Source organism: Glycomyces sp. MUSA5-2 (assembly GCF_037034145.1).
GTDB classification, from domain to species: Bacteria; Actinomycetota; Actinomycetes; order Mycobacteriales; family Micromonosporaceae; genus Glycomyces; species Glycomyces artemisiae.
In genome coordinates this window covers 90,620-105,369 of record NZ_JBAGKG010000001.1, presented here as the reverse complement: position 1 = coordinate 105,369, position 14,750 = coordinate 90,620, and the positions used below count along the sequence as shown (strand labels likewise).

The following is a 14,750-nucleotide window of genomic DNA, read 5'->3' as shown; positions in this document are numbered from 1 at the left end:
TTTTGCGTGCTACGTTGAGCTTCGGTTGGGGACAGCAGCAGGGTCACCTCCCGAGGAGGCACGCAGTGCCGGCCGACACCACCCCCGATACCCGCCCCCTGCTCGGCGCCGCGGCGCGCCGGGCCCTCACCGCGAGCCACGTCGTCCTCTCGGTCGTCTGGCTCGCCTACATGGCGTTCGTGCTCGCCCTCTGCGTCTGGGTCCTCCTCTCCCCAGCGCCCGGCACCGCCGACGCGGCCTGGGCCGTCGCCGGGATGTTCAACGGCCTCGGCACCGGCGCGATCAGCTTCGCCGTCCTCGGCACCGGCCTCGTCCTCGCCGCCTCCGGCGGGCTCCTGCGCCACTGGTGGACGACTGCGAAGCTCGCCGCCGCGGTCGGCGTCATCGCCGGGGGCCTCGCGGTCCTGCGGCCCAGCCTCACCGCCCTCGCCGCCGGGGCCGGGACCGGCGCGGACCAGGCGGCCCTGACCGCCGGGACCGCCCTCGGGACGATCAGTCTGGGCTTCGCCGTCGCCGTCTCCTACCTGCGCCCCTGGGGCCGCATCGGGCGGCTGCGCGCCGAACAGCCCGTCGCGGACGGCCGCATCGGGGTGCGCGTGCGCCGCGTCGTCCCCGTCGCCGCGAAGGTCCACGCCATCGAGCTCGTCGGCCTCACCGGCCGCCTCCTCCCGCCGTTCGAGCCCGGCGCCCACCTGGAGGTCGAACTCCCCTCCGGGACCGTCCGCCACTACTCGCTGTGCTCCTACGCCGGAGACCGCCTCCTCTACCGGATCGCGGTCCTGCGCGAGGACGCCGGGCGCGGCGGCTCCCGCGAGGCCCACCGCCTCCGCGAAGGCGACCGCATCCGGATCTCCCCGCCCCGCAACCAGTTCCCGCTCGGCCTCCACTCCGGGTACCTGTTCATCGCCGGAGGCATCGGCATCACTCCGATCATGCCGATGATCCTCCAGGTCGAGCGCTCGCGGCTCCCGTGGCGCCTGGTCTACACCGGCCGCGACCGCTCCACGATGGCCTTCGCCGACCAGCTCGCCACCACCTGGCCCGGCAACGTCGTCCTCTACCCGACCACCAAGTACGGGCGCCCCGACTACGTCGCCGAACTCGCCGGACTCCCCGCCACCACCGGCGTGTACGCGTGCGGGCCCGTCCCTTTGATGGACGCCCTCGCCGACACCGTCCGCCGCGTTGCCCCGCAGCTGGAGCTGCACACCGAGAAGTTCGCCGCCCCCGCCGGGCCCGCCCCGTTCCCGCTGTTCGCCAAGCGCAGCGGCGTCGAGATCACCGTCGGGACGGACCGGACCGCGCTCGCCGCGCTCGTCGGCGCGGGCGTCGAGGTCCCCTCCAGCTGCGAGAACGGCGTGTGCGGCACGTGCCGCCTCCGCGTCGTCGAGGGCAGCCCCGAACACCCCGGGCGCGTCCCCGGCGCGCTGGCGCCCGACGGGGCGGTCCTGTTCTACCCCTGCGTCGGCCGCGCCCGCGGCAGGCTCGTGGTGGACGCCTAGCCGACGCATGACGAAGGGCCGCAGGCGATCCGCCTGCGGCCCTTCCGATGCCATTGCGGCTTAGGAGTCGCCGCCCGCCTCGCCGGCCTCGGCGGCCGTCGGGTCGGTGATCTGGTACTTCGCCGCCGCCTGCGCCGCGAGCTCCGGCTTGACCTCGCCGCGGGCGGCGAGCTGCTGGAGGGCCGCGACGGCCACGGACTCGGCGTCCACGTTGAAGTGGCGGCGCAGCGCCCCGCGGGTGTCGGAGTGGCCGAAGCCGTCCGTGCCCAGCGAGGTGTAGTCGCCCGGCACCCACCGGCTGATGAGGTCCGGGACCGCCCGCTGGTAGTCGCTGACGGCCACGAACGGGCCGTCGGAGCCCGAGAGCTTCTCCGTCACGTACGGGACCTTCTTGTCGGCCTCCGGATGGCGCAGGTTGTGCCGCTCGGCCTCGATCGCGTCGCGGTTGAGCTCCGACCAGGACGTCACCGACCACACGTCGGCGGCCACGCCCCAGTCCTCGGCGAGGAGGTCGGCGGCCTTGCGGGCCCACGACATCGCCGAACCGGAGGTCAGCAGCTGTACTCGCGGCCCCTGCACGTCCGAGGACGCGACCTTGTGGATGCCGCGGAGGATGCCCTCCACGTCCACGTCCTCGGGCTCGGCGGGCTGCACGATCGGTTCGTTGTACACCGTCAGGTAGTAGAAGACGTGCTCGCCGTCGGCGTACATGCGCTTCAGGCCGTCCTGCATGATGTGCCCGATCTCGTACCCGTACGACGGGTCGTACGAGACGACCGCAGGGTTCGTGTGGGCGATGAGCAGCGAGTGCCCGTCCTCGTGCTGGAGGCCCTCGCCGTTGAGCGTGGTCCGCCCGGCCGTGGCGCCGATGAGGAACCCGTTCGCGAGCTGGTCCGAGGCGGCCCAGATCGCGTCGGCGGTCCGCTGGAACCCGAACATCGAGTAGAAGATGTAGAACGGGATCATCGGCTCGCCGAGGGTGTCCCCGGAGGTGCCCGCCGCGGTGAACGCCGCGACCGAACCGGCCTCGTTGATGCCCACGTGCAGGAGCTGGCCCTGCTCGGACTCCTTGTAGGACAGGAACAGGTCCCGGTCCACCGACAGGTACTGCTGCCCGTGCGGGGAGTAGATCTTCGCCGTCGGGAACATCGCGTCCATGCCGAACGTGCGGGCCTCGTCGGGGATGATCGGGACCCAGCGCTTGCCGGTCTCCTTGTCCCGCATGAGGTCCTTGAGCAGGCGCACCAGCGCCATCGTCGTGGCGGCCTTCTGCTTGCCCGAGCCGCGCTTCGCGGACTTGTACGCGTCCTCGCCGGGGAGCGAGAGCGGGATGACCGTGTTGCGGCGCGAGGGGATCGACCCGCCGAGCGCGCGGCGGCGCTCCTGGAGGTACTCGTGCTCGGCCGAGCCCTCCTCCGGCTTGATGTACGGCGGCAGGTACGGGCTCGCTTCGAGCTGCTCGTCGGTGACCGGCATCTCCAGGGCGTCGCGGAAGCCCTTGAGGTCGTCGAGCGAGAGCTTCTTCATCTGGTGGGTCGCGTTGCGGCCCTCGAAGGTCGAGCCGAGCTTGTAGCCCTTGACGGTGTGCGCGAGGATCACCGTCGGCTGGCCCTCGTGCTCCATCGCGGCCTTGTACGCGGCGTAGATCTTCCGGTCGTCGTGGCCGCCGCGGCGCAGGTCCCAGATCTCGTCGTCGGTCATCGGCTGCGCCATCGCCTTCGTGCGCGTGTCGCGCCCGAAGAAGTGCTCGCGGATGAACGCGCCGGACTCGGCCTTGAACGTCTGGAAGTCGCCGTCGGGCGTGGTGTTCATGAGGTTCACCAGCGCGCCGTCGTGGTCGGCCGCCAGCAGCGGGTCCCACTCGCGGCCCCACATCACCTTGATGACGTTCCAGCCGGCGCCGCGGAAGTACGACTCCAGCTCCTGCACGATCTTGCCGTTGCCGCGCACCGGGCCGTCGAGGCGCTGGAGGTTGCAGTTGACGACGAACGTGAGGTTGTCGAGCTCGGCGCCCGCCGCGAACTGGAGCGCGCCGCGGGACTCGACCTCGTCCATCTCGCCGTCGCCGAGGAACGCCCACACCTGCTGCTGCTTGGTGTCCTTGATGCCGCGGTCGTCCATGTAGCGGTTGAACAGCGCCTGGTAGATCGCGTTGATCGGGCCCAGGCCCATCGACACGGTCGGGAACTGCCAGTAGTCGGGGATGAGGCGGGGGTGCGGGTAGGAGGGCAGGCCGCCCTGCGGGCGCGACACCTCCTGGCGGAAGCCGTCGAGGTCGTCCTCGGTCAGGCGTCCCTCCACGAAGGACCGGGCGTACATGCCGGGGGAGGCGTGGCCCTGGAAGAAGATCTGGTCGCCGCCGCCCGCGTGGCCGCGGCCGCGGAAGAAGTGGTTGTAGCCGACCTCGTACAGGTTCGCGGCGGAAGCGTACGTCGAGATGTGGCCGCCGACGCCGATGCCGGGACGCTGCGCGCGGTGGACGGTCATCGCCGCGTTCCAGCGCACGAACGCGCGGATGCGGTGCTCGACGGCCTCGTCGCCGGGGTAGTGCGGCTCGGCCTCCACAGGGATGGTGTTCACATAGTCGGTGCTCGTCGACGCCGGGACGCCGATCTGGCGCTTGCGGGCGTGTTCGAGCAGCCGCTGCATGACGTAGCGGGCACGGGTGCGCCCGCCGGCGTCGAGGAGGCCGTCGAGGGATTCCAGCCACTCGCTGGTCTCCCCGGGGTCAGTGTCCGGTACTTGGGTCGGCAATCCGTCACTGATGGGCGGCCGGTTCTGTTCCGTGGTCACGGGCGATCCCTCGTTCTAAGACTGCGGCTTTGCAGGGTTTCTTCAGGCAGCAGAGTGTCGTCGTTCGCTACCATCTTCCCCCGAATCTACCGCGACGCTCGGCCGCCCACCCGGGTTGATGCGACGGTGCCCACACTCTGCGCACGCGCAGGCCCCGGACGTGCGACCGTTTGCCGAGGAAGGTTCGCGAACGGGCGCGCGAGTCGGCCATATGCCCCACCGAATATGCTCTACTCCATATGCTGTGGTTCACAGAGCGAGCGCTCTGGCAACCGACCTCTGGAGGGGACAAGGTGAACGCTTCGAGCAGCCCGGTGGACGTGTCGAGCGTGGTGCAGCGGCTGGGGCTCGACGGCGTCGAGGCGGTCATGGAGATCGGCTTCGACACCGACGTCGACGCCGCGCTGCGGACGGCCGTGATCGAGGCCGTCGGCGAACTCCTCGACGAGGACTCCGACGAGATCGTCGGCGCCGTCCTCCTGTGGTGCCGCGTCGAGGACGGCGACCTCGTCGACCTCCTCCTCGACGCCCGCGACCCCCTCGCCGACGACGGCGTGGTGTGGCTGCTGACCCCCAAGGCCGGGCGCCCCGGGCACATCGACCCCGCCGACATCGAGGAGTCCGCGGCGCTCGCGGGCCTGAAGTCCACCAAGACGCTCAACGCCTCCCCGGACTGGGTCGCGTCGCGGATGGTCGTCGCCCGCCGCTAACGTTCAGCGCGACAACACCCGCAGGCCCTCCCTCGCGAGGGCCCGTCGCAAGGAGCGCGCATGCCCATCGAACCCGGAACCGCGGCCCCCGCCTTCACCCTGAAGGACCAGAACAACCAGGAGGTCTCGCTCGCGGACTTCCACGGCCGGAAGCACGTCCTCCTCGTCTTCTACCCGTTCGCGTTCACCGGCGTGTGCGAGGGCGAGCTGTGCGGCATCCGCGACAACCTCGACGCCTACCAGTCCGACGACGTGCAGGTCCTCTCCGTCTCCGTCGACTCCCCGTTCGCGCACAAGGTGTGGGCGCAGCGCGAGGGCTTCGAGTTCCCGCTCCTGAGCGACTTCTGGCCCCACGGCGCCGTCGCCCAGGCCTACGGCGTCTTCAACGACGAGAAGGGCATGGCCAACCGCGGCACCTTCGTCATCGACAAGGACGGCGTCGTCCGCTTCTCGGAGATGAACATGCCCGGCGAGGCCCGCGACCAGTCCCTGTGGCAGAAGGCCCTCGCCGACCTCCAGGGCTAGCCGACGCGCGGGCGCACCGGTCCCGGTGCGCCCGTCAGCGGTCCACCGGAGCGTCGCCCCACGGGCTCAGGAAGACGTACGTGACCATCGGGTACTTCTCGCGCAGCCGCGCCTCGACGGCGCGGCTCGTCGCCTCGATGTGGGCGCCGTCGGCGCCGTCGCGGTAGTCGATGCGGGCCGCCACGAGGACCGAGGTCGGGCCGAGCTGGAGCGTCAGCAGCTCCTGCACGGCCGTGATCTCCTCGCCCGACTCCAGCTCTCGGCGCACGGCCTCGCGGAACCGCGGCGGGAGGCTGCGGCCGATGAGGAGCGAGAGGTTCGCGTGGCCCAGGAGCACCGCGACCACGAGCAGCAGCAGTCCGATGAGGACCGACGCGCCGCCGTCGTACCGCGGGTCGCCCGTGACCTCCGTGAGCGCGAGGCCGCCCGCGGCCAGCAGCAGGCCGATGAGCGCCGCGGCGTCCTCCAGGAACACCGCCTTCAGCGACGTGTCGGGCGTGTACTTCAGGAACCGGCGCGGTCGCACGTCCCACGCGGCCGACTCGCTGCGCAGCTGCACGATGGTGCGCCCGAACGAGACCGCCTCCAGCACGAACGAGATCGCCAGGACGATGTAGGACACCAGGAAGTCGGCCTCGCCGCCCGAGTTCATCGAGTGGAAGCCGTGGGTGATCGAGAACAGGCCGCCCGCGACGAACGTGAACGCCGCCGCGAGCGCCGCCCACATGTACGCGGTCGAGCCGTAGCCGAAGGGGTGCGCCTCGTCGGGCCGCTTGGCGCTGTTGCGCAGCGCGATGTACAGCATGATCTCGGTGACCGTGTCGGCCGCGGAGTGCGCGGCCTCCGAGACCATCGCCGCCGAGCCCGAGAGGATGCCGGCGACGAGCTTCGCGACGGCGATGGCGAGGTTCATCAGGCCCGCCACGAGGACGGTCAGGACGCTCTCGGACTTCACTGCGCTCGCATCGCTCACTCCGGAAGCCTATGCGAGGGAACGTCCCCGGCGGGCCCGGATCGGGCCCGCCGGGGACGTTCCGCTAGGCGTCCTCGTCGATGAAGCCCCACTCGCCGACGTTGGAGAACACGCGCATGGTCGTCGCCCAGTTGTCGCGGACGTTCACGACGTCCTTGTCCACCATGACGAGCGCGGGCGTCCACGCGAGCGGGAGCTGCACGGCCTCGTCGAGGGAGATCTGCGCGGCCTCGTTGTTCAGCTCGGCGGCGCGGTCGCGGTCCATGGTGGTCGCGAGCTCGTCGACGATCGCGTCGACCCGGTCGTCCTGGAACCCGGTGTGGTTGCCCTCGCCCCAGTAGTCGGCCGCGGAGGCGGCGAACAGCGGGGTCTCGATCCAGGAGAACTGGATGAGGTCCCAGTCGCCCTCGTCGAGGACGGAGCTGAGCTCGCCGTTGGGGATCGGGTCCACCTGGAGCTCGATGCCGATCTCGGCCAGGTAGGTGATGACGAGGTCCTGGATGATCGGGGTGAACGCGTTGCCCTCGATGCCGGTGCGGTACCGCAATGTCACGGGTTCGCCTGCGGGCGTGAGGAGCTGCTCGTCCTGCCAGGTGTACCCGGCGGCTTCGAGGACGCCGCGGGCGGCGTCGATGTCGCCCGAGCCCAGGGTGGAGCCGTCGAGCTGGTCGGTCCAGTACTCCGAGTCGGGCCGGAAGAGCACGTTCTGCATGGTCTCGATGTCGGCGTACGCGGCGCCGTAGGCCCGCTGGTTGACGTCGTCGGCGTCGATCGCGGTGAAGATCGCCTCGCGCAGAGCCTTGTCGGACAGGAACGGGTTCTTCAGGTTCGCATCGATGTGGGACCAGCCGGACTGGGGCGCGACGCTGTACTTGATGCTCTCCTCGGAGGCGAGCTGGTCGAGGACCTCGGGGTCGAAGCTGGAGGGCGCGGCGCCGTCGATGGTGCCCTGGCGCAGCTCGGTCGCCATCGCGTCGGCGCTGCCGATGTACTTGAGCGTCAACGAGTCGAGCGTGGACTGCTGCGAGCCGGTCCACTCCGGGTTCGGCACGTACTTCGCGTACTCGCCGAGCACCCCTTCGGTCATCTTGAAGGGCCCGGCGCTGTAGTCGAGCGGCGGGTTCTCGGAGAAGTCGGCGACGGACGCGGCCATGACGGCCGGGTCGGTGCGCCATTCGGCGTGGCCGCGGGCCTCGGCGATGTGCGCGGGGTGCGTGATGACGCCCGCGGAGTACCACTCGGAGTCGAGGTAGCCGTCCACGTAGGTCACGACGACGGTGTTGTCCTCGGCCTCCTCGATGGAGGCGACGGTGGAGCCGTAGCTGCTCGCGGGCGTGCAGCCCTGGCACTGCGCCTCGTCGCCGGAGGTGGCCTTCCAGTGCCAGACGAAGTCGTCGATGCCGATCGGGACGCCGTCGCCCCAGGTCGCCTCGGGCTTGAGGTGGTAGGCCACGGTGAGGGGCGCTTCGGCGAGGAGCTCGGGTGCCTCGGCGTAGATGCCGTCGTTGTAGTGGATCACGCCGTCCTGGTCGAACGAGAACACCGTGGGCCGCAGGGGCTGGTTGATGATCGAGGTGGCGAGGCTGGAGCCGTAGATGTCGGCCTGGCCCCACGCCTCCCACTTGCCGTCGACGGCCCACACGAGGTCGCCGCCGTCGGCGCGCTCCCCGGAGTTGCAGGTGGTCGGCTCGGTGATGCAGTCCTCGAAGCCGACGCCGGTCGCGTCCGCCTCGCCGCCGCCGCCGCAGCCCGCGACCGCCAGGGTGAGGGCGGCCGCGACCGCGGCGAAGGACGTCGTCAAAGCGCCGCGGGTCGGCGCCTCGGTCTCAGGCATTGGAGGGCCTTTCGGATGGTATGGGGGGATGTGCACTATGGCACGTCCCGAACGCTATCGCCACCCTCAAGGAATGTCAACTTAAACGATAGGAATACTCGTGTATCTCACATCCGGGCCAGCCGCTCGACGTGCCGCCGGACGCCCCGGCCGGTCCGCTCCTCGTCGCCGGTCGCGATGAGGTCGATGAGCGAGCCGCGCAGGACCGCGAGCGCGAGCGTCAGGTCCGCCTCGTCCGCACCCGGCTCGCACGCGGCGAGGACCGCGAGCCAGTCGTCCACGGTGGCCTTCGCGAAGCCCGCCCAGGCGCCGTCGGGCTCCACGAGCGAGCGCGTGTACGCCTCGGTCCACAGCCGCAGCATCGGCCGGTGCTCGGGGTCGGCGAGCCAGTCCCACAGGCGCTCGACGGCCGCCGCGAGCCCCGCGGGCTCGTCGAGGCGGCCCAGGAGCGCCAGCTCGTCGGCGCGGGCGCGGGCCAGCAGCTCGCGGATGAGGCCGTCCTTGCTGCCGAACAGGAACAGCAGCACGCGCGGGCTGGAGCCGACCGCCGCCGCGAGCGGGCGCAGCGACATGTCGGAGAGGCCGTGCGCGAGCACGTACGCGTACGCGGCTTCGAGCAGTTCGGTCCGGCGGGCGGAGGGGCTGGTGCGGTCCAGGGTCACGGGTCTAGCATAAAGCCACTGAAACGAGTGTTTCACTCGATCGCGAGTCTGGAGGACCCCGCCATGGCCCACACCGAACTGCGCCCGGCCGACCGCCCCGGCGACCTGGGCTGGATCGTCAAGTCCCAGGGGGAGCACTACGCCGAGGCCCTCGGCTGGTCGAACGGGTACGAGGCGATGGTCGCGAAGATCGTGGCGGGCTTCGCCGACCTCGACCCCGACCGCGAGGCCGCCTGGATCGCCGAGGTCGACGGGGAGCGCGCCGGGAGCGTCGCCCTCGTGGACGACGGCGCCCCGGGCACGGCCCGCCTCCGCATCCTCTACGTCGACCCCTCCGCCCGCGGCCTCGGCCTCGGCGCGCGCCTGGTGGGGGAGTGCCTCGACTTCGCGCGCGGGGCCGGGTACGAGCGGGTGGTCCTGTGGACCGTCGACGTGCTCGCCTCGGCCCGCCGCATCTACCAGGCCCAGGGGTTCACGCTCGACAAGGAGGAGCCGTTCCACCGCTTCGGCCACGACCTCACCGGGCAGGACTGGGTCCTGGAGCTGAAGCCTCAGTAGACCTTCCGGCGCTGTCCCGTCGCCGGCGCGCTTCTGGCGTCGGTGATCCGGGCCCGGAAGAACCGCGACGCGGCGGCCTGGAGGCGGCCGCGGCCCGAGGCGCTGAACGGGACCGAGCGGCGCGCGAGCGCGCTGGTCACGTGCGGCGGCACGCCGCGCCGGTCGGTGTCGCCCGGAGCGTGGTCGGCGCGGACCGTCTCGACCCCGACCATCGTGGTCCAGTACAGGCCGGTCCGCTTGCGCCACAAGTGGATCCCCTTGACCTCCGACCACGGCAGCTCCACGATGGGGCTCAGGGAGCGGTTGCGCTGAGAGGTCTGCGGGTAGAGCCGCACGCCCTGCCGGTCGAACTCGGCCACGGGCTGGCGCTTGGCGAGGTTCCGCAGGCGCGTCAGGGGCCAGGCCAGGAACCCGGCCGCGGCGATGAGCGCGAGCGGCCAGCTGTTGCTCGTGCTCCCGGCCGCGGCGGCCACGGCCCCGGACGCGAGCGCCGCGCCCGCGGCGGTGCGCACCGCGTCGCGCCAGTGGGGACGGTCGGTGACTTGCTCTACCTCGGAGCCGGGCATGCGGAGTCCTCAAGGGGTTGAGGGGAGGGCCGACCTCATCATCCCACGCCCGGGCCCCTTCCGGCGGCGGAGCGGCGCCCCGATTTCGGCCGCCGGGGGGAGGGGCCCGGGGCGCGCGGGCGATACTGTGCGCTGACCGCGTGAGGCGAGAGGGAGGACGGGCCATGGTGGAGGCCAAGCGCTGGCGGGTACCGATCGCGACCCGCGACCACACCGAGGGGCACCGGCAGGCGACCTGGCTGGAGCTGTTCTTCGACCTCGCGTTCGTCGTCGCGGTCGCGCAGGCGGCGCTCCAGTTCGAGCACGCCGCCGCCGAAGGACACGTCGGTGAGGGGCTCCTCGGGTACGCGTTCGCGTTCGCCGCGATCTGGTGGATCTGGGTCTCGTTCACGTGGTTCGCGAACTTCTTCGACACCGACGACGTGCCCTACCGGCTGCTCATGATGGTCATGATCGCCGGGTCCCTCGGCCTCGCCGCGGGCGTGCCGCAGGCCGCGCACCTCGACTTCCGCATCTTCGTCGTGTCCTACGTGGTCATGCGCCTGGCGTACGTCGCGCAGTGGGGCCGCGTCTACCGCACCGGCGACCCGGCGATGCGCCCGCTCGCGCTGAAGATGATGGTGTGGACCAGTTTCGTGCAGCTCGGCTGGGTCGCGTTCCTCCTGGTGCCCATGGACCTGCGCGTCGAAGCATGGCTCGTGTGGTTCGCGCTCGACCTCGCCGTCCCCGTCATCGCCCGCTGGGACCCGCGCCTCGGCGGCCACTGGGGCCACATCCGCGAACGCTACGGCCTGTTCACGATCATCGTCCTCGGCGAGGCCGTCTCGGCCGCCACGATCGCCGTCTCCGGCGCCGTCGACTCCGGCCTCGACTTCGACACCGCGCCGCTCCTCACGCTCGCCGCCGCGGGCCTGGTCACCGTGTTCGCCCTGTGGTGGATCTACTTCGACTTCAGCGGCGGCCACGCGTTCGACCGCGGCCCGCGCACAGTCTACGTGTGGGCGTACGCCCACTACCTCGTGTTCGCGTCCGTCGCCGCCCTCGGCGCCGGGATCGCCCTCGCGGTTGTCCGCATCACCGACCCCGAGCACGTGCACCTCGGCGACCGCGCCGTCGCCCTCATCCCCGCGGTCGCGGTCGCGATCCTCCTGCTCGTCACGCTCCTCATCGAGACCGTCAGCGAGCACGGCATGGCCGCGGGCCACACCGCCGCCAAGTTCGCGGCCGCCGCCGTCGCGATCGGCGCGGCCCTGCTCGCCCCGGCGATCACGATCCAGGGCGCGGCCGTCGTCACCGCGCTGGCCCTCACGGGCCTGGTCGTCTACGGCGTCGTCGAGCAGCACCGCCTCACCGCCGCCGAGGAGGCCGAGGCGGCCTGAGCGGGCGGGGGCGCATTAGGATCGAGCGACCACCGCCCTTCGAGCCCCGAGGACCCGACGTGACCGCCACCGACACCGACACTCCCGAAACCCCGGTCCGGAAGCGCCGCAAGTGGCTGCGCGGTACGTTCATCGCCTTGGGGGTGGTGCTCGTGCTCGCGGTCGCAGGGCTCGGCGGCGCCGGGTGGTACTTCTCGAACGAGGTCCTCGTGCCCGACCACTCGCCCTCGGAGTACTCGCTCACCGTCGAGGCCTTCGACGAGACCACGGTGACGATCACCCGCGACGAGGCCTCCGAGAAGGGCGGCGTGTGGGGCCTCGCCTGGGACGGCGGGCACGCGGTCGTCGGCGACATCGTCTCCGAGGACGACGGCACCGTCACCCGCACGCTCCAGAACGTCCTCTCCGGCGACCTCGCCGAGGGCCTCAAGGTCCGCATGGACATGTACGGCTACCGCGGCGACCCGCAGACCGCGCTCGGCCTCGCGTTCGAGGAGGTCCAGATCCCGACCGGCCTCGGCGACGCCCCCGCGTGGCTCGTCCCGGCCGACGGCGACACGTGGGTGATCGGCGTCCACGGCCGCAACGCCACCCGCGAGGAGCTGCTGCGCTCCACCGAGGTCTACCACGGCCTGGGCTACCCCGTGCTCGACGTGACCTACCGCAACGACGAGGGCGCGCCCGCCGCCGAGAACGGGCTCATGAGCCTCGGCGAGTACGAGGCCGACGACGTCATCGCCGCGATCGACTACGCGCTCGCCAACGGCGCGAAAGACGTCGTCCTCCACGGCGTCTCCATGGGCGGCTCGACCGTCGCCATGGCCGCGCGCAAGATCGAGGACCCGTCCGTGATCAAGGGCCTCGTCCTCGACTCCCCGTGCGTCGACTGGAACACCACGCTCGACATGCAGGCCGCCGACCGGAACGTCATCGACCCGATCACGTGGGCCGCCAAGCGGGTCGTGGAGTTCCGCGCCGACATCAGCCTGCACGACCTCGACCAGCGGAACTTCGCCGACGAGTTCGACATGCCGGTGCTTCTGTTCGTCGACACCGCCGACCAGACCGTGGAGCACACCGCGACCCTCGACTTCGCGGGCATGCTGGAGGACGCGACGCTCGTCGAGTCCGCGTCCGGCCACACCGCGACCTGGAACGAGGACCCCGCGAAGTACGCCGCGGAGCTCCAGGCCTACCTCGCGTCGCTGTCTTAGGGGGCGCTGTAGAGCGGGTTCGCCCCCGGCGGCCGTTCGGCCGCCGACACCGGGCCCGGCGCGGTGCCCTCGCCGAACGGCGAGCCGCCGAGTCGCTCGCGGCCGTGCTCCGAGAGCCAGTTCGCGAGGTCCGGCCCGGCCGGGACCACCTGCGTCGGGTTGATGTCCTCGTGCACGACGTAGTAGTGCCGCTTGATCTGGTCGAAGTCCACGGTGTCGCCGAACCCGGGCGTCTGGAACAGGTCCCGCGCGTACGCCCACAGGTTCGGCATCTCGGTGAGCTTGTTCCGGTTGCACTTGAAGTGCCCGTGGTACACCGGGTCGAACCGCACGAGCGTCGTGAACAGCCGCACGTCGGCCTCCGTGATGTGCGCGCCCATGAGGTACCGGCTCGCCGCGAGCCGGTCCTCCAGCCAGTCGAGCGCCGCGAACAGCCGCTGGTAGGCCAGCTCGTACGCGCGCTGCGAACCGGCGAACCCGGCCCGGTACACGCCGTTGTTGACCTCCGTGAAGACCCGCTTGACCACCGGCAGCATGTCCGCGACGAGCCCCGCGGGCACCAGGTCCGGGGCGCCCTCGCGGTGGAACGCGCGCCACTGGGTCGACAGGTCGAACGTGATCTGCGGGTAGTTGTTGGTGACGACCTGCCCCGAGGGGACGTCGACGATCGCGGGCACGGTGATGCCGCGCGGGTAGTCCGGGAAGCGCTTGAAGTAGTGCTCCTGGAGCCGCTCGGTGCCGAGCACCGGGTCCCGGCCGTCCGGGTTCAGGTCGAACGTCCACGACCGCACGTCGTGGACCGGGCCCGGCGTGGCGAGGGAGATCGCGTCCTCCAGGCCCAGGAGCCGGCGCACGATGATCGAGCGGTGCGCCCACGGGCACGCCCGCGCCGCCACGAGCCGGTACCGGCCCGGCTCGACCGGCCACGCCGCGGCGCCCTCGGTGAGCCCGGCGATCCGCGGGTCCCCGATCGGCGAGGCCGCCTCCACGGGCGCGGCCAGCGCCGCGTCGACGTCGGCGACGATCCGGTCCTCGATGTAGTTGGCGTCCCGCTTGAACTCGCCGCCGGTGACGTACGCGCCCGCGGTCGAATACTCCGTGCCCTTGGTCGGCTCGTGCTGCTCTCCCATGGCACCCAGCCTACGCAAGTAGGCTCGGCGGGACTCCGCAGAAAGGGATCGCCTTGGACGACTTGACGACCGACGAGGCCACCGTCCGCTCGCTGCTGCACGACCAGCGCCCCGACCTCGCCAGCCTGGAGCTGCGGCTCGTCGACGGCGGCTGGGGCTGCCGCATGTGGCGCCTCGGCGCGGACCTCGCGCTGCGCCTGCCGCGCACCGAGGACGCCCCCGGGCTCATCGAGCGCGAGCACCGCTGGCTCCCTGGCCTCGCGCCGCTCCTGCCGCTGCCCGTGCCGGTCCCCGAGTACCTCGGCACGCCGACCGAGGCGTTCCCGAAGAACTGGATCGTCACCACCTGGGTCGAGGGCACCCCCGCCGACTTCGCGCCCGTCACCGACCCTGCCTCGGCCGCCGTGCTCGGGGCGTTCCTCACCGCGCTCCACCGGCCCGCCCCGGAGGAGGCCGCGGTCGCCACGGACCGCGGCGTGCCGCTCAAGACGTTCACGATGGAGTTCGACGAACCTGCGCTGCAAGCGGTCTGGGACGACGCCCTCGCGGCCCCCGAGTGGGACGGCCCGCCCGTGTGGCTCCACGCCGACCTGCACCCCGCGAACGTCGTCACCGCGGGCGGCGCCCTCACCGGCGTCATCGACTTCGGCGACATCTGCACCGGCGACCCGGCCACCGACCTGTGCGCGGCCTGGCTGCTCCTCCCCGACCCCCTCGCGTTCTTCGACCACTACGAGGCCGACGAGGCGACGGTCCGCCGCTCCCGCGGCTGGGCCCTGCGCCGCGCCGTCGGGCTCCAGCACATCGGGCGCGCGGGCGTCGAGGGCAGGCACTGGGGCAAGCCGACGTGGCTGCCCGCGGGCGACGCGGCGCTGGAGCGCCTCCTCGCGACCTGACGGCAATA

The 14,750-nt window shown here is 71.7% G+C and carries 13 protein-coding genes; 7 read left to right on the top strand and 6 right to left on the bottom strand.

All coding sequences use genetic code 11. The features are described from left to right. Positions 1–65 precede the first annotated feature (65 nt). Entirely contained in the window at positions 66–1,502 is a 1,437-nt protein-coding gene (locus tag WA640_RS00515) for a PDR/VanB family oxidoreductase (protein ID WP_335985594.1), read from the top strand. A gap of 60 nt (positions 1,503–1,562) precedes the next feature. Here the strand turns inward: WA640_RS00515 and aceE are convergent, their stop codons facing one another. Continuing rightward, a complete protein-coding gene (aceE, locus tag WA640_RS00510; protein WP_335985593.1) occupies positions 1,563–4,295 on the bottom strand; it encodes a pyruvate dehydrogenase (acetyl-transferring), homodimeric type in 2,733 nt (910 codons plus the stop codon). 293 nt (positions 4,296–4,588) lie between these two features. Here aceE and WA640_RS00505 point away from each other — a divergent pair, with 293 nt between their 5' ends. Next, on the top strand, positions 4,589–5,005 hold the full coding sequence (locus tag WA640_RS00505) for a DUF3052 family protein (RefSeq protein ID WP_245888862.1): 417 nt from the start codon (positions 4,589–4,591) through the stop codon (positions 5,003–5,005). Between the two features lie 60 nt (positions 5,006–5,065). Then, complete coding sequence (locus WA640_RS00500; protein WP_335985592.1) at positions 5,066–5,530, top strand: peroxiredoxin; 465 nt, start codon at positions 5,066–5,068, stop codon at positions 5,528–5,530. A 34-nt stretch (positions 5,531–5,564) separates the two neighbouring features. Here WA640_RS00500 and WA640_RS00495 read toward each other — a convergent pair whose 3' ends face one another. The 3 genes from WA640_RS00495 to WA640_RS00485 form a co-directional block, all read right to left on the bottom strand. Then, the gene (locus WA640_RS00495) at positions 5,565–6,503 is read right to left on the bottom strand and encodes a cation diffusion facilitator family transporter (RefSeq protein ID WP_335985591.1); all 939 of its coding nucleotides are present in this window, start codon (positions 6,501–6,503) and stop codon (positions 5,565–5,567) included. Between the two features lie 64 nt (positions 6,504–6,567). Next, positions 6,568–8,337, bottom strand: coding sequence for an ABC transporter substrate-binding protein (locus tag WA640_RS00490; protein WP_335985590.1), 1,770 nt, complete (start codon positions 8,335–8,337; stop codon positions 6,568–6,570). A 107-nt stretch (positions 8,338–8,444) separates the two neighbouring features. Further along, a complete protein-coding gene (locus WA640_RS00485) occupies positions 8,445–8,999 on the bottom strand; it encodes a TetR/AcrR family transcriptional regulator (RefSeq protein ID WP_335985589.1) in 555 nt (184 codons plus the stop codon). 63 nt (positions 9,000–9,062) lie between these two features. Between WA640_RS00485 and WA640_RS00480 the strand changes: the two genes are divergently transcribed. Further along, positions 9,063–9,557, top strand: a complete 495-nt coding sequence (locus WA640_RS00480) for a GNAT family N-acetyltransferase (protein WP_335985588.1) — start codon at positions 9,063–9,065, stop codon at positions 9,555–9,557. Here the strand turns inward: WA640_RS00480 and WA640_RS00475 are convergent. Continuing rightward, positions 9,551–10,123 (bottom strand): hypothetical protein, encoded by a 573-nt coding sequence (locus WA640_RS00475; protein WP_335985587.1) that lies wholly within the window; start codon positions 10,121–10,123, stop codon positions 9,551–9,553. The two genes, WA640_RS00480 and WA640_RS00475, sit on opposite strands and share 7 nt — an antisense overlap. Positions 10,124–10,287: 164 nt before the next feature. On the opposite strand from WA640_RS00475, the gene WA640_RS00470 reads away from it, so the two are divergent. Together WA640_RS00470 and WA640_RS00465 are read left to right on the top strand one after the other, a co-directional pair. Beyond that, on the top strand, positions 10,288–11,502 hold the full coding sequence (locus tag WA640_RS00470; RefSeq protein ID WP_335985586.1) for a low temperature requirement protein A: 1,215 nt from the start codon (positions 10,288–10,290) through the stop codon (positions 11,500–11,502). A 59-nt stretch (positions 11,503–11,561) separates the two neighbouring features. Next, positions 11,562–12,716 carry an alpha/beta hydrolase family protein gene (locus tag WA640_RS00465; protein WP_335985585.1) on the top strand — a complete coding sequence of 385 codons (1,155 nt, stop codon included), beginning with the start codon at positions 11,562–11,564 and terminating at the stop codon, positions 12,714–12,716. On the opposite strand, the gene WA640_RS00460 is transcribed toward WA640_RS00465, so the two are convergent. Next, complete coding sequence (locus tag WA640_RS00460; RefSeq protein WP_335985584.1) at positions 12,713–13,846, bottom strand: glutathione S-transferase family protein; 1,134 nt, start codon at positions 13,844–13,846, stop codon at positions 12,713–12,715. The two genes, WA640_RS00465 and WA640_RS00460, sit on opposite strands and share 4 nt — an antisense overlap. 47 nt (positions 13,847–13,893) lie before the next feature. Here WA640_RS00460 and WA640_RS00455 point away from each other — a divergent pair, with 47 nt between their 5' ends. Beyond that, positions 13,894–14,742 (top strand): phosphotransferase, encoded by an 849-nt coding sequence (locus WA640_RS00455; protein WP_442904666.1) that lies wholly within the window; start codon positions 13,894–13,896, stop codon positions 14,740–14,742. The last annotated feature ends 8 nt before the right edge of the window (positions 14,743–14,750 follow it).